This is a genomic window from Prosthecodimorpha staleyi (assembly GCF_018729455.1).
In the GTDB taxonomy this organism is placed as follows: domain Bacteria; phylum Pseudomonadota; class Alphaproteobacteria; order Rhizobiales; family Ancalomicrobiaceae; genus Prosthecodimorpha; species Prosthecodimorpha staleyi.
Genome location: NZ_JAHHZF010000011.1, coordinates 147,366 through 167,841, shown reverse-complemented (window position 1 = coordinate 167,841; position 20,476 = coordinate 147,366). Strand labels below are relative to the sequence as shown.

The 20,476-nt window shown below is 68.6% G+C and carries 18 protein-coding genes; 10 read left to right on the top strand and 8 right to left on the bottom strand.

Annotated elements, in window-relative coordinates; translation table 11 throughout:
- Window positions 1-612: 612 nt before the first annotated feature.
- Both KL771_RS21400 and KL771_RS21395 read right to left on the bottom strand, forming a co-directional pair.
- Window positions 613-1,260 (bottom strand): invasion associated locus B family protein, encoded by a 648-nt coding sequence (locus tag KL771_RS21400; RefSeq protein WP_261970539.1) that lies wholly within the window; start codon window positions 1,258-1,260, stop codon window positions 613-615.
- 178 nt (window positions 1,261-1,438) lie between these two features.
- Window positions 1,439-2,401: an alpha/beta hydrolase gene (locus tag KL771_RS21395; RefSeq protein WP_261970538.1), complete on the bottom strand. Its 963-nt coding sequence runs from the start codon at window positions 2,399-2,401 to the stop codon at window positions 1,439-1,441.
- A 128-nt stretch (window positions 2,402-2,529) separates the two neighbouring features.
- Between KL771_RS21395 and KL771_RS21390 the strand changes: the two genes are divergently transcribed.
- Window positions 2,530-3,807, top strand: coding sequence for a cation:proton antiporter (locus tag KL771_RS21390; RefSeq protein WP_261970537.1), 1,278 nt, complete (start codon window positions 2,530-2,532; stop codon window positions 3,805-3,807).
- Here KL771_RS21390 and KL771_RS21385 read toward each other — a convergent pair.
- Window positions 3,788-4,231: an FHA domain-containing protein gene (locus tag KL771_RS21385; protein WP_261970536.1), complete on the bottom strand. Its 444-nt coding sequence runs from the start codon at window positions 4,229-4,231 to the stop codon at window positions 3,788-3,790. The two genes, KL771_RS21390 and KL771_RS21385, sit on opposite strands and share 20 nt — an antisense overlap.
- A 79-nt stretch (window positions 4,232-4,310) precedes the next feature.
- Complete coding sequence (locus KL771_RS21380; protein WP_261970535.1) at window positions 4,311-4,814, bottom strand: FHA domain-containing protein; 504 nt, start codon at window positions 4,812-4,814, stop codon at window positions 4,311-4,313.
- Between the two features lie 150 nt (window positions 4,815-4,964).
- On the opposite strand from KL771_RS21380, the gene KL771_RS21375 reads away from it, so the two are divergent.
- Window positions 4,965-5,444 carry a secondary thiamine-phosphate synthase enzyme YjbQ gene (locus tag KL771_RS21375; protein WP_261970534.1) on the top strand — a complete coding sequence of 160 codons (480 nt, stop codon included), beginning with the start codon at window positions 4,965-4,967 and terminating at the stop codon, window positions 5,442-5,444.
- Window positions 5,445-5,525: 81 nt separating this feature from the next.
- Window positions 5,526-5,864: a hypothetical protein gene (locus KL771_RS21370; protein WP_261970533.1), complete on the top strand. Its 339-nt coding sequence runs from the start codon at window positions 5,526-5,528 to the stop codon at window positions 5,862-5,864.
- A 71-nt stretch (window positions 5,865-5,935) separates the two neighbouring features.
- On the opposite strand, the gene pip is transcribed toward KL771_RS21370, so the two are convergent.
- The gene (gene pip, locus KL771_RS21365) at window positions 5,936-6,901 is read right to left on the bottom strand and encodes a prolyl aminopeptidase (protein ID WP_261970532.1); all 966 of its coding nucleotides are present in this window, start codon (window positions 6,899-6,901) and stop codon (window positions 5,936-5,938) included.
- A gap of 342 nt (window positions 6,902-7,243) precedes the next feature.
- On the opposite strand from pip, the gene KL771_RS21360 reads away from it, so the two are divergent.
- Complete coding sequence (locus KL771_RS21360) at window positions 7,244-7,912, top strand: response regulator transcription factor (protein WP_261970531.1); 669 nt, start codon at window positions 7,244-7,246, stop codon at window positions 7,910-7,912.
- A gap of 63 nt (window positions 7,913-7,975) precedes the next feature.
- On the opposite strand, the gene KL771_RS21355 is transcribed toward KL771_RS21360, so the two are convergent.
- From KL771_RS21355 to KL771_RS21345, 3 genes are read right to left on the bottom strand one after another with little or no spacing between them, the layout of a single operon-like run.
- A complete protein-coding gene (locus KL771_RS21355) occupies window positions 7,976-8,662 on the bottom strand; it encodes a DapH/DapD/GlmU-related protein (protein ID WP_261970530.1) in 687 nt (228 codons plus the stop codon).
- A complete protein-coding gene (locus KL771_RS21350) occupies window positions 8,644-10,734 on the bottom strand; it encodes a DegT/DnrJ/EryC1/StrS family aminotransferase (RefSeq protein WP_261970529.1) in 2,091 nt (696 codons plus the stop codon). The genes KL771_RS21355 and KL771_RS21350 overlap by 19 nt, the downstream gene beginning before the upstream one ends.
- A 26-nt stretch (window positions 10,735-10,760) precedes the next feature.
- Window positions 10,761-14,279 (bottom strand): hybrid sensor histidine kinase/response regulator, encoded by a 3,519-nt coding sequence (locus KL771_RS21345; protein WP_261970528.1) that lies wholly within the window; start codon window positions 14,277-14,279, stop codon window positions 10,761-10,763.
- Between the two features lie 179 nt (window positions 14,280-14,458).
- Between KL771_RS21345 and mscL the strand changes: the two genes are divergently transcribed.
- The 6 genes from mscL to KL771_RS21315 all read left to right on the top strand — a co-directional run bounded on the left by mscL (window position 14,459) and on the right by KL771_RS21315 (window position 20,262).
- Window positions 14,459-14,893: a large conductance mechanosensitive channel protein MscL gene (gene mscL, locus KL771_RS21340; protein WP_261970527.1), complete on the top strand. Its 435-nt coding sequence runs from the start codon at window positions 14,459-14,461 to the stop codon at window positions 14,891-14,893.
- A gap of 205 nt (window positions 14,894-15,098) precedes the next feature.
- Window positions 15,099-16,277, top strand: a complete 1,179-nt coding sequence (locus tag KL771_RS21335) for a pyridoxal phosphate-dependent aminotransferase (RefSeq protein WP_261970526.1) — start codon at window positions 15,099-15,101, stop codon at window positions 16,275-16,277.
- Between the two features lie 278 nt (window positions 16,278-16,555).
- Entirely contained in the window at window positions 16,556-17,725 is a 1,170-nt protein-coding gene (locus tag KL771_RS21330; protein WP_261970525.1) for a two-component system sensor histidine kinase NtrB, read from the top strand.
- A gap of 61 nt (window positions 17,726-17,786) precedes the next feature.
- A complete protein-coding gene (locus KL771_RS21325; RefSeq protein WP_261970524.1) occupies window positions 17,787-18,413 on the top strand; it encodes a response regulator transcription factor in 627 nt (208 codons plus the stop codon).
- Window positions 18,414-18,799: 386 nt separating this feature from the next.
- Window positions 18,800-19,138 (top strand): response regulator, encoded by a 339-nt coding sequence (locus KL771_RS21320; RefSeq protein WP_261970523.1) that lies wholly within the window; start codon window positions 18,800-18,802, stop codon window positions 19,136-19,138.
- Between the two features lie 410 nt (window positions 19,139-19,548).
- Complete coding sequence (locus KL771_RS21315) at window positions 19,549-20,262, top strand: Crp/Fnr family transcriptional regulator (protein WP_083463494.1); 714 nt, start codon at window positions 19,549-19,551, stop codon at window positions 20,260-20,262.
- The last annotated feature ends 214 nt before the right edge of the window (window positions 20,263-20,476 follow it).

Sequence of the window (20,476 nt, the reverse complement as noted above, 5' to 3'; positions counted from 1 at the left end):
CACAGTCTATCGGAAGGCCCTGGCAGAGGCGGATCGGTACGATCCGTACGGCTGTGGCGACGACGGAACGGCATCGAAACGGGGCGATGCGGTCCGCTCGCCGCGGCGCTGCGGGTGGCATGCCCGCCGCCGCGGGTGGCATGCCCGGCGCCGCGCTTGGCAGCCTTGCCGGGCAGACACGGACCGGGTCGGGCGCGCCGGCGGGATCGGCGCGGCTCGCGCATGTCCGAGCAGGTCCGTTGGCCCCCGCATGGCGAACCGGCGACGCCATCCAAGGCGATCCTTCCGTGCGGACCTGATCAAACCAGGCTCGGTTCGCCCCAATTGCCGCGGACGAGGAGGCTGCGCCGCGGGCGATCAGGCGCGCCGGCTCCCAGGCGACCAGGCCCGACGGCCCCGAGGAGCCCCCACCGGCGAGGCAGCCTCACGCGAGGCGGACGGGCCATCGGGCGCGCGGTCTCCACCTCCGAAAGGCAATCGGTGCCGAAGCGATCCGGCCCGGTGTTTCTCGTCCCAGACGAAGGCGGCTCGGAAACGCAAACGGGCCCCTGGAGGGGCCCGCCGGATCGGCGCCAAGAGCGGTCGAACTGCACCCGGACCGGGCGCACCGGCCTACTGCTGTTGCTGCGCCTTGCGCTGGGCGGCGCGCAGCTGATCCTCGATCGACTGGCGCTTGGCGTTCACTTCCGCCGCGATCGCTTCTTGGCGCTTCTTGAAGGTTTCCTGGTCGATCGGCTTGCCCTCGTTGGCCGCCTTGTAGGTCGCCAGCGGGAAGTTGAAGGCAACCGCGTTGGCGGCCTGACCCTGAGCGTTGACCACGATGGCCTTGCCCTTCTTGAGGGCCGCCACGAAGGGATCGCTCGCCACCAGCTGGACCACGCAGCCGTCGGGCGCGCACCAGCCGAACTTGCCTTCTTCGGCCTTGCCGTCGTCGACCTGGACCTTGAGGCCCGGCTGCAGCAGAAGACCGGTCGGAACGATCAGGCGAACGATCTTGCGCGCCTCTCCGGTCATTTCCATCAGCGAGAAGGACGCCAGGAACTGGCCGCTGGTGGTGCGCAGATCGTATCCGGTCTGACACAGCTCCTTCTTGGCCTTCTCGTCCGTCCGGCAGATCTTGATCCAGCCGTCGGTCGCGATCCCGTCGCCGCTCTTGGCACCCTGTGCCACGGCGGAGCCGACGGCCATACCGAGGAGCGTCATGACCGCAGTCATCGTCGTGACGACCACCTGCTTCACGACGCTTTTCAGGACATTCATCATGGTTCTCATCGACCCCCGGGGCTGATCGGTGCCCGTCATAGCCCATCCGGACGGATTGGTTCAATGGGGTACGGCATTCGTATCCCACCGCTTCCTGACCATCCATTGCGGCGAGAAAGCGGCCGGGCCGTTCCGCCATGCGGCTTTGTCTCCCGGCGATGCCGACGCGCCACGCTCACCGGCTGCATTCCGCCAGGAAACGGTCCATCCGCGCCAGGCTCGCCTCGGTCTGGGCGGACGGAAAGGCCTGGAAGACGTGGCAGCCGCCCGGAAAGACGGCCAATTCGGCCGCGTTTCCGGCCGCGCTCCAGCGCGCCGCCATGAACAGGCTGTCGTCGAGCAGCGCATCGCGGGTGCCGACCGAGAACAGCGCCGGCGGCAGGCCGGCCAGGTCGGCCTGCAGGGGCGAGATGTCCGGGTCGGCCGGATCGCCGCCGCGCAGCAGGAAATGGCGCACGAACATGGTGATGTCGCGGGTCGACAGGACCAGCTTCTCGAGCCCGAACCGGCGCGCGCTCGGCGTCAGCGCCAGATCGAAGCAGCCCGCGACCAGGTTGGCGGCATGGAACGGGGTCAGGCCGTGCCGGTCGCGCAGGCGCAGGAGGGTTACGACGGCGAGATGCGCGCCGGCCGATTCGCCGCCGATCGCCAGCCGCCCGGTCTCGAACCGTGTCCGGCCGGGGCCGAGCAGCCAGAGTGCGGCAGCCTCGCAATCGTCGGGGCCGGCCGGATAGGGATGCTCGGGCGCGAGCCGGTATTCGACCGACACCGCGGTCAGCCCGGTCGTGTCGGCGATCCGTTCGAGCCGTGGGTCCTGCTGGTCGGCGGCGCCGAGTGTCCAGCCGCCGCCATGGATGTGCAGGTAGACGCCGCGGGCCGGACCCTCCGCGGGCGCGATCGTCCGCAGCGTGATCGGGCCGCGCGGGCCGTCGATATCGAGCGCCTCGGCGCGCGCCGACTTCGGCGCCGGCGGAAACGGGCCGAGGCCGCGGGCGCGCCGGTCGCGCACCACATGGGCCGGCACGCTCCAGACATCCGGCAGGGCCTCAATCTTCGCCGTGATCTCGGCATTGAGCCGGCGGGTCTCCTCCGGGATGGCGTCGGGACGGAAGAGAGCGGGATCGGGCAGTCCGGTCATCGGCGCGTCGCGGCTCCGGGGGATCGTTCGGGAGCGCCGACACTATCCGCCCCGCCGGCCGGCCGGAAGGGCGCCCTTCGTTGACCCTGCGCCGCACCCATGGAAGGTTCGCGCCCAGCGAGGCTTCGATGCACCACACGACCGCGTCCATTCTGCTGCTCCAGGCGACCGTCGTGCTGGTCGTGCCCTTCCTGTTCTGGTGGGTGCTCGGGTTGCGCCGGTTCCTGCCGCTGGTCGTCGTCCAGATCCTGACCGGGGTCCTGCTCGGACCTTCGGTTCTCGGCATGGCGGCGCCGGATGTCTTCGCCTTCCTGTTCTCCAAGGACCTGCTCGGCGGGGTCAACGCCATCGCCACGCTCGCCGTCACCCTGTTCGCCTTCAAGGCCGGCACCGAGGCCGATCACGACCTCGTCGGCCCGGCCGCCCGGACGATCTTCGCCGTCGGGGCCGGCGGCCTCATCGCCACCTGGGCGATCGGTGCGGCGGCCGGGTGGGCGCTGGCCGGCCGCTTTCCGTCGATGGCGGGCGGCCAGGGGGCGGCCCTGTTCGCGATCGCCTTCGGGCTGTGCAACGCGGTCCCGGCCCTGCCGGTGCTGGCCGTCCTGCTGCGCGAACTCGACATCCTGCAGGTGCGGGTCGGCGCGGTGGCGCTGGCGGCGGCCGGGGTCGGCGACGCCATTCTGTGGGCCGGCATGGCCGTGCTGCTGCCGTTTGCGGCCGGCGAGGGCGGTCTCCTGCGCGAAGGCGCCATGGCGCTCGGCAGCGGGCTGGTCGCCTGCCTCGGCGTGCGCTTCGTCGCGGGGCCGCTGATCCTGGCCATGATGGCGCGCCGGGCGCCGGAACGGGTGGTGATGAGTGCCGTCGCCATCGTGATCTTCGCCGCGTCCTCGCTGACGCTGCTGTTCGGCCTGCACAACGTGGTCGGCGCCTTCGTGGCCGGCCTGTTCCTGCCCGAGCGCATACGCCAGTTGGCCGCCGACAGGCTCGACGTGCCGACCGCCCTGATCCTGATGCCGTTCTTCTTCCTGGCGACCGGCCTGAAGACCTCGTTCAGCCTCGCCGATCCGGCGATCTGGACCATCTTCGTGGTCGCACTGGCCGTCTGCGTCCTGGCCAAGCTCGCCGCCACCATGCTGACCGCCCGGCTCGCCGGCGAGACCTGGGCGATGGGTGCCGGGCTCGGCGTGCTGCTGCAGACCAAGGGGCTGATGGAACTCGTCATCGTGACGGTGTTCTTCGAGCGCGGTCTGGTCGGGCCGGCGACCTATTCGGCGCTGGTGATCGTGGCGCTGGTCTCCACCACGCTGACCATGCCGCTGTTCGATCTTCTGGAGCGGCTTTACGGCGCGCGCCTGCTCGGCGGGCGTCGGGCCGGTACCACCGTCGTCACACGGCCTCGAGCCTGAGCAGCGTCGAGCCGAGTTCGATCACGTCGCCGATCGACAGTTCGCGCTCGCCGGTGACCAGCACGCTGTTGACATGGACCGGGTTCAGCTTGCCGCCGTCATAGATGCGGAAGTTGAGGCTGCGATCGTCGCAGACGATGATGGCATGGTCGATGCGCGAAATGGTGTCGTCGCCGAAATCGAGCGCGACCCGGTTCTTGCGGTCGCGGCCGATCGAATTGGTGCCCGGATAGATCGGCTTGGCATTGCCGAGGCCGTGGCCATCGATCACGACGAGGCGGGCCATCGGGTTGTTGGAGCGCCGCATCACCAGTTGCGTCTCGACCGCATCGAGATCGCCCTCAAGCCGTAGCGCCTCCTCCTCGCCCGGGCGCGTGCCGACGACGCGGGTGCGGTCCTCTTCGGGGTCGTTGAACCTGGACATGGCAAAGTCCTCGAATGAACGATGCGGCCGATCGGGCCGCCGGAATGGATGAGGCCGCACGGTCCGGCCGGAGGCTCGATCAGGCCGCCGTGCGGGCCCCCTCGCGCCGGAACCGGAAGGTGACGCCGCCGATGGTGACCAGGTCGCCGTCGGCCAGTTCGGCATGCTCGCGATAGACGCCGTTGACCAGCAGCGGGTTGGGCTCCGAGCGTCCGGCGGTCTGGTTGTGGATCTCGAACAGGCCCTGCGCGTTCATCTGCAGGACGGCGTGATGGCGCGAGACGGTCACGTCCTTGACGCGGATGTCGTCGTCGGAATGCCGGCCGATCGTCACGCGCGGCTGGTCGATCGCGACCACGCCCGGGTCGTCCTCGAATTCCAGCACCGCGAGCGCGACCTTCGGGGGCGCCTGCTTGGTGATGATCGGCTGCGGGGCCGAGGGTACGGCGCCGGCCGCGGCGCGCGCCAGGGCGGCCGCCTCGCGCTCCCGCTTAACCGTCGCGGCGATGCCGATGCCGACCGCGACGACGATGAGCACGAGGACCGCCAGTTGCACGCCGGCCGTCGCGATCCAATCGAGCATGGGGCCAGAACTCCTGGGCTTCGCAGTCGTCCGTATCTTGTCGGAGCGCGCGGCACTATTCAATGGCGACGGACGCCTCATCGATGACGGCGCGCCGGCTGGGGTGGCCGGTGCCGGCGTCGAGGCCCCAAAACGGAGGAGAAGGGCAGGATGCGGGCAGCATCATGGCAGAACGGCATCGCTCGGAGCGATCTTGCCGGTCCTGAGGCGGTCGGGAGACAGGCGCTCGCCCGCCTCGCCGTGCCGACCCGCGGGCGCGATGCCGTCGACCTGACGGCGGCGGTCTCGGAGTGGCTGGCCTCGATCGGGGCGGCCGACGGTCTCGTCACGCTGTTCCTTCGCCACACCTCCGCGTCGCTGACCGTCCAGGAGAACACCGATCCGGACGTGCTGGCCGATCTTGCCGGCCTGCTCGACCGTTTCGCGCCGGCGGACCGCGACTATCGGCACGCCATGGAGGGCGCGGACGACATGCCGGCTCATGCCAAGGCGGTGCTGACCGGGGTGTCGCTGGCCGTGCCGGTGATCGGCGGCCGCGCCGATCTGGGCACCTGGCAGGCGATCTATCTTCTCGAGCACCGAACCCGGCCGCACCGGCGCGAGGTGACGATGCACTATCTCGGCCGGTGACGGGGCATGGCCGGACGGCGCGGGGCCGCGATTGAACCGACCGGTACGCCGGCGCGTAGACGGGCGGAGGAGACAGTTCCGATGCCGCTGCCCGCGACCCTGATCCGCCTTGCCGCCCTCGCTGCCGCCGCGGTCTTTGCCGGCGTGATCGTGTGGGCGAGCCGCCGCGCCGATCTCTTCGCCTCCTTCGCGACGGTGGCGGCCGATCCCTGGGGGCTGGTCGCGCTGATCGACCTCTATCTCGGCTTCGTCGTCACGACCGGTCTGGTCGCCGCCTTCGAGCGGCGCGTCGGCGTGGTGCTGGCTTTCGTGGTGGCGCTGTTTGTGCTCGGCAATCTCGCCACGCTGGGTTGGGTCGCCTGGCGGGCGCCGTCGATCGCCCGGCGGCTGGCGGCGTCCGCCGCGCCGCCCACCCGATAGACCCTTCCGGCTGGCGGCGCCCGCCGCGCTGCCCACCGTGCGATGGCGTCGCCCCGTTGGACGGCTCCCCGTCAGGCCGGCCGGGTCTTGAACCGTTCCGTCGCCGCGATCAGTTCATGCGTGATGCCCGGCTCGGTGACGGCGTGCCCTCCGTCCGGCACGATGCGGAAATCCGCTTCCGGCCAGGCCCGGGCGAGATCGTGGGCGATGAACACCGGCGTGCACATGTCGTAGCGCCCGTGCACAATGACGCCGGGGATGTGACGGATGCGCCCGACATTGTCGATCAGCTGCGAGTCGCTGTCGAAGAAGCCGCGGTTGACGAAGTAGTGGCATTCGATGCGGGCGAAGGCCTCGGCATAATGGTCCTCGCCGAAGGCCGCCTCGCGGGCGGGATCGAGCAGCAGCGACAGGGCGGAGCCCTCCCAGCGCGCCCAGGTCCTGGCCGCCGCGACCCGAACGGCGGGGTCCTCCGAGGTCAGCCGCCGATGGTAGGCGGCGATCATGTCGCCACGCTCGGCCTCGGGGATGTGGTCGCGATAGGGCTCGAACGTCTCCGGAAAGATGGCATTGGCGCCCTGCTGGTAGAACCAGAGCAGTTCCTTGCGGCGCAGGGTGAAGATGCCGCGCAGGATCAGTTCGCTGACCCGGTCTGGATGGGTCTCGGCATAGGCGAGCGCCAGCGTCGAGCCCCAGGAGCCGCCGAAGACCTGCCAGCGCTCGATGCCGAGCAATGCGCGCAGGCGCTCCATGTCGGCGACGAGATCCCAGGTCGTGTTCTCGCGCAATTCGGCATGCGGCGTGGACCGGCCGCAGCCGCGCTGGTCGAACAGGACGATCCGATAGGCGGCCGGATCGTGCAGCCGCCGCATCGCCGGGTTGATGCCGCCGCCCGGGCCGCCGTGGAGCATGATCACCGGCTTGCCGGCCGGGTTGCCGCATTCCTCGAAATGGATCTCGTGCAGGTCGGAGACCTTCAGGCGCCCGGTGCGGTAGGGTTCTGTCGGCGGGAGGAGGGTATGGCGGGTGGCGGTCATGGCGGCTTCCGATGTGGCGTTGGGGAACGTGGCGATGGGATCAGAGCCCGCCGCCGGCCGCAAGCCCGGTCCGGTCGGAGGCCCGGCGGAGCTCCGTTGCGGGGCCGTCATGCCGGGCGGGAGGCACGGCCATGGGCGCCGCACCCGGCCCGCGCGATCCCGCGGCGCACGGTTCGACCGTGACGTGATCGCCCTGCGACTTACGCCTTGCATGACGGCGGGCGCGAACCGATAATTCCCAACGACATGCATGTGTCTGCGAGGAGGGCGCAGGCGCGTGACTGAATACCGCGGCAAGACGGTGCCGGATACGGCAAAGCAAAACGCAGGGGGGAACACGCGTTGGCCAGCAGCCCGGTCTACAGGTTCGTGATAGCGGACGACCATCCGTTGTTTCGCGGCGCTTTGCGCCAGACACTCGAAGCCATGTTCGCAGGCGTCACCATCGCCGAAGCCGGCTCCCTCGATGCGGTCTCCAAGCTTCTGGACGAGGCCGGCGATGTCGATCTGGTCCTGCTCGACCTGAACATGCCGGGCGTGCGCGGCTTTTCGGGACTGATGTATCTTCGAGCGCAGCATCCGGAAGTGCCGGTCGTGGTGGTTTCGGCCAACGAGGATCCGTTGGCCATCCGCCGCTGCATGGAATTCGGGGCCGCCGGCTTCGTGCCCAAGTCGCTCGGCACGGATTCGATCCGCGAGGCGATCGCTACCGTGATGAACGGCGGCATCTGGACCCCGCCCGACGTCAACATCGCGGCGATGCCCGGCGACGAGACCGGCAAGCTGGTGCAGCGCCTGTCGACTTTGACGCCGCAGCAGGTGCGCGTCCTGATGATGCTGAGCGAGGGCCTGCTCAACAAGCAGATCGCCTACGAACTGTCGGTCTCGGAAGCGACCGTGAAGGCGCATGTCTCCGCCATCCTGCAGAAACTCGGTGTCGAAAGCCGGACCCAGGCGGTCATCGCGGCGTCTAAGATCGAGGCGGGGCAGTGGCAATCGCTGGAAGTGTGACACGGATGCGGATGCGGCCCGCCGGCGCCGGCCGGCGGGTGGGCGCTACGGGATCGTGACTGTCTAGGGGGTCGTGACCGTATGGGCCGGGCGGGACAGGCGGCGTGCCGGGACGCCTGCGTAGATGCCGTCCGGTTCCGTATCCGCCACCACGACCGCGCCGGCCCCGATCACGCAGCCGGGCGCGATCGCGATCCCGTCGCGGACGGTGGCGTTCAGCCCCACGAAACTGCCGCGTCCGATCCGGCACCCGCCGCCCAGGACCGCGCCGGTGGCGACGAAGCAATCCGCCTCGACGGCGACGTGGTGGGAAACCTGCACGCCGTGGCGCAGGATCGCATTGGCGCCGAGGGTGGCAAAGGGCTGCACCGACACCCCGTCGAAAAGAATGCGGTTGTCTCCCGGCGGATCGTCCGCGCCCGCCGGCAAGGCGATTCGCGCCCCGGAGGCCCGGAAGCCCGGCAGGCGGAACCCGCGTGCCGCCGCTTCGGCGACGAGCCTGCGGCGGACCGCGTTGGGTCCGCTGCCGTCGCCATGGGGGCCGATCGGGATGATCAGGTCGGTCTCGGCGGGCAGGAACCGTTCGCCGGCATCCGAAAAGTCGACCAGGGGCAATCCGTCGAACCGCTCCGACTGACGGTACCCGGCCTCGACCGTGAAGGCCGCGACCGCCCGTCCCTCCGCGGCGAGGCACGCCCGCATGACGGCGGCGAGCGCGCCGCAGCCGTAGATCACGATCGTCGGCGCCATGCCAGCCACCACGGTTTTCTTGGAGTCCTGCGCTTCCGGCGCCGCAGCGCCTGGATGTCCTCGGGCGTCCCGGCCCCGACCTCGCCGGCCACAACCGTCAGCAGGCTGCGGATCTCTTCGTTCGAGATCGCGGCCATGCCCGGATGGCACGGCAGGTTGAGCATGCGCCGGTAGATCGAGGCGGCGACCGGCGCATCCGGCGACAGCGGCCGGTAGTAGCGGCCGCAATCGAAGCGGGCCGGCGGCAGATCCTCGGACCGGTACGCGGCCGGCATCAGGACCGGCAGGCTGGCCAGAACCGACCGGGCGGGCGGGCGCCCGAGCGGCCGCAGACCCAGATGGCCGACGATCAGCTCCATCCTTTCGCGTTGGGATACATAGAGCGGCCGCCAGGACGGCAACCTCTCCAGCCGCTCCAGCGCCGCCGCCGCGGCGATCTCGGACATCTTTCCGTTCGCCGCATAGGACCTTGCGACCGGGTCGAGCCCGACGCCGAAATTCAACAGCGCGCGCAGGCGCGGCGCGTCCTCTTCGGACACGATGGCGAAGCCGCCTTCGCCGGTTCCGATCGGCTTGGTGGCGTGCAGGCTGACGATCTCGTCGGCCTGGTGTTCGGGCGCGTCGCGCTCGATCCCCAGAAAGCCCTGCGCGGAATCGACGATCAGCCGCTTGCCGCGCGCCCTGCAAAAGGCGATGACCGGCGCCATGGTCTCCTGAAGTCCGAACGCATTGGTGGCGATCAGCCCGTCCCAGTCCGCCTCCGGCAGGGCCGCCACGGCGGCCAGGTCGATCATGCCGGATGCGTCGCAATCCACGAAGATCGTGTCCGAGAGTGGGCCGATCCCGCTCGACAGGAACCCATAGGCCGAGGCCACCCAGCGCGGATTGCGTCCGAGGGCGACGGCCGACAGGCCCGCCAGCGCGTAGGTCGCCGCAGTCCCGGAGGCTGCCGCCACGACCGTGCGGCCCCGACCGATCTTCAGCAGGCGCGCCAACTCGCGCTCCAGGGCCGCCACCACAGGACCGGCATTGGCCCACATGCCGGCCGTCTCGGAGAGTGCGGCGAAGGCGGCGATGCGGCCCCAGTCCGGCCGCTTCGCCTCGACGAAGCGCACATGCCTGGCGCCCAGGTCGGGCCGGTCGAGCAGGCTCGACCGGGTGTCCGGGCGGCCGATGCCGACCCGCCGCCACAGCCCGGCGAGCCGGCCGGTCGTGAATTCCTCCCAGAGCTCCGCCGCCGCCTCGGGCGCCAGACCGGGGGCGGCGCGCGGATCCGCCGGCCAATCGGGATTGATCGACAGGATCGTGTCGGCGACCTCCATGCGGCGGTGCTGCGCCCAGCGCCAGCGCGTGGCCTTGGGGATATGGCAGAGATCGAGCGAGGCGCCGAGATCGACGACGGTCGAGCCGGCGAGGGTTTGGGCGATGCGCGGGCCGAGCCAGGCGGAGACGTACCCGGCCTGGATCAGATAGACCGGCGCCTCCTCGGCACGATGCGCGGCGGCGATCCGCTCCAGGATCGCATGACGTTCGGACAGGGCGGCTGTTGCCGGGATGGGCTCGAACCGGCAGTCGGGAAGACGCGCGAAGGCGCCGAAATGCGCGAGCCATGGCGGGCCGACGACCACCACCTTGCGGCTTCTGAGCGCGTCGACGAAGGCCGCCAGGGTCCCGTCGAAGACGGCGCGGCGCCAGACCTGCGCATCCGCCGTCAATGCCCGCGCGGGGACGAATTCGGCGACGATCGGCGCGAGGATCTCGGCCGGAAAATGCGGCGTCGGCGCCTCGCGGCCGGAGCCGGGCCAGTTGTCCAGGCTCACGCCGAAGTCGATCGGCGGATCGGCCGCCGGCAGGGCTTGGAGCTGCGCCTTGAACTCCGCCAGGAAGGCCGCGTCGTCGGCCTTTTCGCTCGCGCTCAGCGCATCGAAGCGGTCCAGGCCGCGCAAGGCCCGATGGTCGCGGGCGAGGGCATAGCGCTCCCAGAAGCCGTGATTGATCTTGACGAAATGGAACGGTTCCCCGCGCCGGATCATCCCGGCATAGTCGAGCGCAGTCCGGCAGCGCGTGTTCACGGCGAGCCCATCCGGTTGCGCAATCGTCACTCGGCCGCCTGCCTCTGCTGGCGCCACTGTCCGATCAGGGCCCTGAGGGCGGCTGGCTTGAGCGGCTTGTTGAGGACGTGGATCGACTTCTCGCGCGCCGCCTCGCGCACCTGCGGCGTGCGGTCGGCGGTGATCAGGACGGCCGGAATATCGGCACCGAAGCGCCAGCGCAATTGGACGACCGCGTCGATGCCGGTGCCGTCATCGAGATGATAGTCGACCAGAAGGACCTCCGGGCTCCGGCCGAGCTCGGCGATCTTGGCCGCGGCCTCGCGCTGGTCACGCGCGGTGATGACGGTGGCGCCCCAACCTTCCAGCAGGCGTCCCATCCCGTCCAGGATCGCGTCGTCATTGTCGAGACAGAGCGCGATCATGCCGTCGAGACGGCCGGGAACGAGGCGGAGCTGCCCGCCCTCCGGTTCGGCGACCGGAATCGCCGCCGCGATCGGCAGTTCGACCCAGAAGCGCGAGCCGCGCCCCGGCGTCGAATCGAGGCCGATCGGGTGGGCCAGAACGCGACCGATGCGTTCGACGATCGACAGCCCGAGGCCGAGCCCGCGGGCCACGCGCGCGCCCTGTTCCAGACGCTGGAATTCCTGGAAGATCACCTTGCGCTTCGACGTCGGGATGCCGAGCCCGGTGTCGAACACCTCGATCACCACCTTGCCGCGCCGGCGCCGGCAACCGACCAGGATTCGGCCGGACGGGGTGTATTTGATCGCGTTGGAGATCAGGTTCTGCACCAGCCGCCTGAGCAGCCGGCGATCCGAACGCACCGTTAGGCTGGACGGCAGGATGCGGAATTCGAGCCCCTTCTCGCGCGCGATCGGCTCGAAATCGACCTTCAGCGGCTTCAGGATCTCGTCGAGCCGGAAGACGCCGAATTCCGGCTTCAGGGCGCCGGTATCGAGCCGGGAGATGTCCAGAAGCGCGCCGATGATCTCCTCGACCGCATCGAGCGAAAGCCCGACATTGGCGGCGAGGTCGTTGAAGGTCGTGCCTTCGGATTTTTCGACCAGGCTGGTGACGTAGAGGCGCGCCGCGTTGAGCGGCTGCAGGATGTCGTGGCCGGCGGCGGCGAGAAACTTGGTCTTGCCGAGATTGGCCTCGTCGGCGGCGCTCTTGGCGATCTGCAGCGCCTCGTTGAGCCGGGTCAGTTCCTCGGTCCGCTCGCGCACGCGCCGTTCCAGGCTCTCGTTGGCGCGGGCCAGTTCCTCGGCGGCGGCGACCCGTTCGGTGATGTCGGTCCAGGTGGTGACGATGCCGCCGTCGGGCATCGGGCTGGTGCGAACTTCGAGCACCCGGCCGGACGAGACCATCTTCTCCTGATAGGTTTCCATCCGGACGACCAGCTTGTCGATCCGGTCCTTGACGATCCGGTCCGGATTGCCGGCGCCGAACTCGCCCCGCTCGGCGCGGTCGCGCACCAGGGCGGCCAGCGAGGTGCCGACCTGGGTCAGGTCGGGCGAGAGGTCGAGCACCTGCCGGAACTGCCGGTTCCAGCAGATCAGGCGCAATTCGCGGTCGAACACCGAGATGCCCTGGCGCACCTGATCGAGGGCGGTCTGCAGCAGGTCGCGGTTGTACTGGATCGCCGCCGAGGCGTCGTCGAGCAGCTTCATCGCCGCCTTGGCGCTCGGGTCGCGCCGCTTGACCAGGAGCGACAGGACGAGGCGCGACGAGGCCGCGCCGATCGCTGAGGCGAGCAGCTGTTCGGACAGGCGCAGGAGATACATGTCGGCCTGCGCGGCCGGGTTCAGCACCATGTTGCGCGAGCGGCCGTAGTCGTCGAAGGCGGCATGCGTGCGCTCCTCGCCGAGATAGCGCGACACGGTCTTGCGCAGATCGTCGACCGTGACGGCGGTGCGCCAGAGCCGCAGCGCGGGAGCGGGCGGCCGGTCGGAGGGGACGAAGATGTTGGCCTGCAGCCGCTCGATCGCCTCCGGCGCGCGGGTCAGCGAAACCGCCACATAGGCGGCGACATTGACCACCAGCGACCAGAAGACGCCGTGCGACAGCGGGTCGAACGAGAAGGCGAACAGCGCCTGCGGCCGCAAGAGCCAGATGCCGAAGGGGCCGTCGGTCAGAAGCGAATGTGGGCCGATGCCGGCATCGACGAAGGCCGGCAGAAGCAGGGTGTAGAACCAGATGCCGAAGCCGGCGAGCATGCCGGCGATGGCGCCGCGCGCCGTCGCCCGCCGCCACAACAGGCCGCCGAAGAAGGCCGGCGCGAACTGGGCGATGGCTGCGAAGGCGAGCAGGCCGATCTCGGCCAGCGCGGCGCTGTCGGCGACGGTGCGGTAGTAGGCATAGGCGAGCAGCAGGATGCAGAAGATGGCGATGCGGCGCACGACCAGCAGTTGGAGGCCCATGTCCTCCTTCTCGTCGCCGAGGCTGCCGTGCCGGATCAGCACCGGAACCACGAGCTCGTTGCAGACCATGATGCCGAGCGCCACGGAGGCGACGATCACCATGGCGGTGGCGGCCGACAGGCCGGCGATGAAGGCCAGGATGGTGAACACCGTCGAACCGGCGTCGAGCGGCACGCGCAGCACGAAGCTGTCGACATCGACATGCGGGCCGAGCAGGGCGTGGCCGGCCATGGCCAGCGGAATGACGAAGACGTTGATGGCGATCAGATAGACCGGGAACAGCCAGCGCGCGGTCTTCAGTTCGTCAACGGAATTGTTCTCTACCACCGTGACGTGGAACATCCGCGGCAGAAGCAGGATGGCGAAGAAGCTCAAGAGCGACATCACGATCCAGCTGCCGCCGGACAGGTCGCGCTCGAACATGGCATGCACGCCCGGCAGGTCCGCGGTGCGGGCGAGGAAATCGGACGGGCCGCCGAACAGGCCCCAGACGACATAGATGCCGACGGCCGAGAAGGCGAGCAGCTTGACGATGGATTCGGCTGCGACCGCCAGCATCAGGCCTTCCTGATGCTCGGTCGCGTCGATGTGGCGGGTGCCGAACAGGCAGGCGAAGGCCGCCATGGTGAGCGCGACCAGGAGGGAGACGTCCGGCATCCGCGGGATCGCGCCGCCGGCGACCGAGCCCATGTCGAAATGCGCCACCACGGTTTCGACCGAGAGCGAAACCGCCTTCAATTGCAGTGCGATATAGGGGACGATGCCGATGAAGGCGATCAGCGTCACCACGACCGCGACGGTCTGGTTCTTGCCGTAGCGGGCGGCGATGAAGTCGGCGATCGAGGTGATCCGCTCCGACTTGGCCAACCGCACGACCCGCCTGAGCAGCGGATAGGCGCCGAGGAACATGATCATCGGCCCGACATAGATGGTCAGGAAGTCGAGCCCGCGCGAGGCGGCGAGGCCGACCGAGCCGAAGACGGTCCAGGAGGTGCAGTAGACGCCGAGCGACAGTGCGTAGATGTAGGGGCGGCCGCCGGTCGGGCGCGAACGCTGGCCGGCGAGATCGCCGTAATGTGCGACGCCGAACAGCAGCCCGATATAGGCGAGGGCGATGCCGAGGACGATCCAACCCTGCTGCATCTCCGCTCCGGCTTCTTGTCGATCGCTCGGGGGCGGCGATCTGCTCTTGGCTGATTTCGATCATATTGCAACCGACCTGTCCATCGGGCCGGCAAGACTCTCGTCTGGAGCCCGTCGCGGGGGTACGATCATGCCGGTCCCGGCCGCAGCCGGCCGGGCGGATCCGGGGAGACGGGATCATGTGGAAGGAATTTCGCGCCTTTGCGATGAAGGGCAACGTGGTCGAACTGGCCGTGGCGGTGATCATCGGCACCGCCTTCGGCAAGATCGTCGACAGCCTGGTCAACGACATCTTCATGCCGATCGTCGGCGCGGTGACCGGCGGGCTCGATTTCACCAACTACTTCATCCTGCTGCGCAGCCTGACCGAGGGCGTTGCGGCGCCGGCGACCTACGACAAGGCGCGCGAACTTGGCGCGACCATCGGCTACGGCAAGTTCCTGACCGTCTCGATCAACTTCATCATCATCGCCTGGATCCTGTTCATCGTAGTCAAGGCCGTGAACCGGGTCTCGGCTCGGGATTCCGCAGAATCCGCCGCCAAGCCGCCGCCGGCGCCGAGCCGCCAGGAAGTGCTCCTGGAAGAGATCCGGGATCTGCTGAAGTCGAAGTGAGCCTGCCGACCGCCGGGGCGGCCGCCGGCCGCTGCCCCGGCGGTCGATGTTGGGGAAGAACGGTCCGCCCGGGCGACCCGAGCCTGCGCGGGTCGCTCGGGCGGTCGCACCAGCGGACCTGATCGGTCCGATCACCGGAATTCATCGCCGGGCGCCGGGCTGCCATGCTAAGAGGCGGCCTCGTTTCGCAGCGCCGGATCCCGCCATGCCTCTCGACTTCCGTTCTGCCATCCGCTCCGAGGCGCGTCAGGCGCCGGAAAGCGGCATCGTCGGCGTCTTCAACTACGGCCGCCATCGCGAGGGGCTTATCCCTCTGTGGGTCGGCGAGGGCGACCTGCCGACGCCGGACTTCATCTGCGCGGCCGCCGACCGGTCGCTGAAGGTGGGCGAGACCTTCTATACCTATCAGCGCGGCATTCCGGACCTGCGCGCTGCGCTTGCGCGCTACCATGCGCGCCACTACGGCATCGCCGATGATCCTGAGCGCTTCTTCGTGGTCGGCTCCGGCATGCAGGCGATCCAGATCGCCGTCGCGATGGTGGCCGGTCACGGCGACGAGGTGATCGTGCCGACGCCGGCATGGCCGAACTCGGCGGCGGCCGTCGAGGTGCACGGCGCCAAGGCGGTCGATGTCGTGATGACGCTCGGCAACGACGGCTGGACGCTGGACCTCGACCGGCTCGAGGCCGCCGTGACGCCGCGGACGCGGGCGTTGTTCGTCAACAGCCCGTCCAATCCGACCGGCTGGACGGCGAGCCTGGCCGATCTGACGGCGATTCTGGCGTTGGCGCGCCGGCACGGCCTGTGGATCGTGTCCGACGAGGTCTACGGGCGCTTCGTTTATGACGGCGCCGTGCGCGCGCCGTCCTTCCACGATGTCGCCGCACCGGAAGACCGCATCCTCTACGTCAACACCTTCTCCAAGAACTGGGCCATGACCGGGTGGCGCATCGGCTGGATCGAGGCCGATCCCAGCCTCGGGCAGGTGATCGAGAACCTGGTCCAGTATTCGACCTCGGGCGTGCCGACCTTCGTCCAGCGGGCTGCCGTGGTGGCGCTCGACGAGGGCGAGGATTTCGTGGCCCGACAGATCGCGCGTGCCGATCTCGGCCGGCGGACGGTGGTCGACGGGCTTGGCGGCACGGGACGGGTCCGTTTCGCCCGCCCGACCGGCGCCTTCTATCTCTACCTCGCGGTCGACGGCGAGCCGGACGACCAGGCGCTCGCCTATCGGCTGGTCGACGAGGTCGCCGTCGGCCTCGCGCCCGGTCGAGCCTTCGGGGCCGGCGGCGAGGGTTATCTGCGCCTCTGCTTTGCACGCAGCCCGGATGCCATAGCGGAAGCCACCGAAAGGCTAATGCGCTGGCTGCGAAAGGGCGGCTGAACGGGCTTTCCCCCGTAAAAATCCGTAGCTATGGTGATGGTCACGCCGGGGACGTGGCCGGCGCTGGCGCGTGCCGCCGTCCGGTCGGGGACGGCTTGGGCGATCGTCGCGCGAACAATGGCTGGCTCCGGCCGGTCGGGCAGAAATGCTCGCCGCGGCCGATCCCGCCTACAGATTTGATCCAGGACAAGGTGCGTCGATGACCGGATGCGCCATGGTCTGGCGCCGCCACCGCATGATTGCGGATGTTTTCGAGGACGGTGCATTGGAAGCCGCCTATGCAAGATGTGCCCGCCAATCCCCCATGCGATGCCCGAACGGTTTCGGAGGCACGCCTGCTCAGTGTGCTCGACACGGCGGTCGACGGCATCATCGTGATCGATTCCCGGGCGCGCATCCTGGTCTTCAACAAGGCCTGCGAGGCTCTGTTCGGCTATGAGGCGCGCGAGATCATCGGGCAGAACATCAAGGCGCTGATGCCGCCGGAATTCTCCGATCATCACGACCAGTATCTCAGTCACTATCACGAGACCGGCGAGAGGCGGATCATCGGCATCGGCCGCGAGGTGCGCGGCATGCACCGCGACGGCACGATCTTCCCGCTCGAACTTTCGGTCGGCGAGGCACAGACCCCGGACGGGCGCCAGTTCATCGGCGTCCTGCGCGATCTTCGCGCCCGCAAGGCGGTCGAGCACCGGCTCAACCAGCTGCAGGCACAACTCGTCAATCTCGCCCGAATCAGCGCCATGGACGAGATGGGGGCGGCCATCGCCCACGAACTCAACCAGCCGCTGACCGCGGTCATGCTCTATCTGCAGGCCATCCTGCGCAAGAAGAAGGATGCGCCGGACAGCGAACGGCCGATCCTCGAAATTCTCGGCAAGGCGCTGCGCGAGGCCGAGCGGGCCGGCAGCATCATCCAGCGCATGCGGCAATTCGTCGAGAAGCGGGAGCCGGAGCGCCAGGCCATCGATCTGGAACAACTGATCGACGAGGCGCTCGAGCTGACGCTACTCGGTCACGATGTCCACGGCATCGAACTGCACCGGGAGAAGGCGCCGGACATGCCGCGCGTCGAGGCGGATCCGGTCCAGATTCAGCAGATCGTCTGCAATCTGGTCCGCAACGGGCTCGAAGCGATGAAGGGACGTCCGTCGCGCGTGCTCAGGGTCTCCACCCGCACCGACGGCAATGTGGCCAGCGTTGAAATCCAGGATTCCGGGCCGGGCATTCCGGGTGATGTTGCGCAGAACCTGTTCCGCGCCTTTTCCACCTCGAAGCGCACGGGTCTCGGGCTTGGCCTTGCGATCTCGCGGACCATCGCCCAGAACCATGGCGGCGATCTGGTCGTGGATCCCGGAGGCGAGGGGCGCGGAGCGCGCTTCATACTTTCGTTGCCTCTGACCGGTCACGCGTCGGCACCTGATAGGATCTTGCCGCGCCCGTGATTCGAAAGTGCCTTCGATATTGGGACGGTTGGCGATAGTGGGAAGAACGGGGGGGTCGCAGATGGCAAAAGGCGAAAACACGATCTATATCGTCGACGACGATCCTGCGGTCCGCGACGCGCTGGCGGTTGTGTTCGAGCTGGAGGGCTTCGCGGTCGAGGCCTACGAATCCGGCGACGCATTCCTGGAAGCGGCCCTGGCGCGGCAGCCGGCCTGCGTGATCCTGGACGTTCACATGCCCGGCCGGTCCGGCCTCGATGTGCTGAAGGCCCTCAACGCCGAGCACTATCCGGCGCCGATCTTCATCATCTCGGGCCAGGGCGACATCCCGATGGCCGTCTCGGCCGTGAAGCAGGGCGCGTTCGATTTCATCGAGAAACCGTTCGATGCCGACACGGTCGTGGAGCGCGTGCGCGAGGCCCTCGAAGCCGTCGCCCGCCGCAACAGCGACAACGGTCGCAGCCATGCCGACCCGGCCTTCGTCGGCCGCGAACTGCTGACGCCGCGCGAACTGGAGGTTCTCGGCCAGATCACCGCCGGCGCGTCCAACAAGGAAGCCGGACGCCAACTCGGCATCAGCCCGCGGACGATCGAGGTTCATCGCGCCCGCATCATGGAAAAGCTCGGCGCCCGCAATGCCGCTGACCTGGTCCGGATCGTCCTTACCGGGAACGATCACGCCGGCTAAGTCGCCCGCGCCGATCTCGGGGCCGGCCTTTTCAAAGCCCTGCTTGCGACGCGGGGCTGGCGGGCCGATCGACGCCCCCCCGCCCTTGACCCGCGCGCCGATCGTCCGCGGTCCGGGTCATCGGTCCGCGTCATCGGTCCGCATCCTCAGTCCGCGTCCGCAGCCTTCTCGGGCGACCGCCCCCGACGGCTTTGACCCGCCGGCGGAATCCGCGCCGGCGCGGTGGCCTGCCCGACAGCACCCCATGTCATCAACGACTTGTGTTGCCGGCGATCGGCGCCCGTAAGAAAGAGTACGAATGGCAGAGCACGCGGTTTGCCCCGATAGTCCGGCAAAACCGCTCCGCCTGCCCTCCAACTCCCGGCGCCAGACCGGGAGGGTTTGCCATGGTCATCTACATCATCGAAGACGATCCCGGCGTATCCGACTCCCTGCGCTTCCTGCTGCAGGCGATGGGGCATGCCGTCTCGGCCTATGACGATGCGGAGACCTTTCTGGTCGAAGCCGAGCCGCAACCGCAGGACGTGCTGATCATCGATCTCGGTCTGCCGGGCATGAGCGGCGCCGAGGCGATTCGCGAAGTGACCGGACGCGGCTGGTCGCCGCGCATCATCTGCATCACCGGGCAGGCCCAGAAGACGATCGACGAGAGCCTGCGCGACATGCCCAGCACCCAGGTGCTGCGCAAGCCGCTGTCCGGGGAAACCATCGTGGCGCTGTTGTAGGGCCACCGACTGGCAACGCAGCGTAAGGCGGGCGTCTGACAGGCGCCTGACATCGGATCCTCTCTGAGGATTTTCTAATATGAAGTACAATTCTTCGGACGACTTCGCTTCTATTTTGACGGGCGGAAGTCTACTCGTTTGTCTGCGTATTGGTGCCCGATGAAGGCATGGATTGCCACATAGGTACAAAGTCGTAAGTACGGCAACGGGATTGTGAAGACTCGGATTGATGCCTAGCCTTTCAGCATCGGATGGCGGATCGAACGACTGGCATCGGTGGCGGGGGTAAGGGCCTGCGACCGCAACGCTTCGATCGAACCCCGCCCCGATAGGCGGAACAGCCCGACGCGGACGGACGCAGATTTCGATTTGCGCGCGGTAGGACTGGTCCTTTTCGAGGAGGGACTACCATGGCTTATTCGGATCGCGGTCTTGCGGCCGGCGGCAGCGCACGGCTCGGCGGCAACACTCATGGCGATGAGGCCTGGGCGGAATTTGCCCGCTCGCCCCGCGTCAAGACGAACCGCTATGAAGCGCACGATGTCGTCTTCTTCGAAGGCGACCCGGCCGAGCGGATCTACGAGCTGATCGAAGGTGCGGTCATGCTCTACAAGCTGCTGCCGGACGGTCGCCGCCAGGTTGTCGAGATCCTGGGTCCGAACGACATGTTCGGTCTGCTTTCCAGCCGCCAGTACGACTGCAATGCCGAGACGCTGACCCCGGCGGTCATCCGGGTCGTCGATCGTCGCGATGCTGAGCAGACGCTGGCCGCGCAGAGCCACATCACCCGCTGCCTGCTCGCCCAGATGGAGGCGCTGCACGAGCACGCTGTGCTGCTCGGCCGCAAGTCGGCCTATGAGCGCGTGTCCTCCTTCCTGATGCGCTTCGTCGCCGGGCGCGGTACCGCGGATTGCCCCGGTCCGACGGCGGCCGGTCGCGACGAGCATGTCATCGCGCTCAACATGACCCGGCAGGAAATCGCCGATTATCTCGGCCTGACCATCGAGACGGTCAGCCGCGTGATATCCGACCTGAAGCGGCGCGGCCTGATCGCGATCGAGAAGCAGGACCGGATTCGGATCACCAATGTCTGCACCATGTGTCACCAGACTGGGACACAATGACCGATACCGGTACCCGGGCGCTTCGGGCATCCTGGGTCCGATCGGTGCTGGAACGGACGTGACGTTTCGGCACCGGAGTCGGTCGGCTCTGCCTGACGGAGTGGGGCGGGACCGGCTGCCGAAGCAAGAGTGAGACATCCAGCGCGTTTCGATCGCTGCGTCCGATCCGCCGAACAGGCGATGTCGACGGCGGCCGATCGGTTCAGCCATTTCC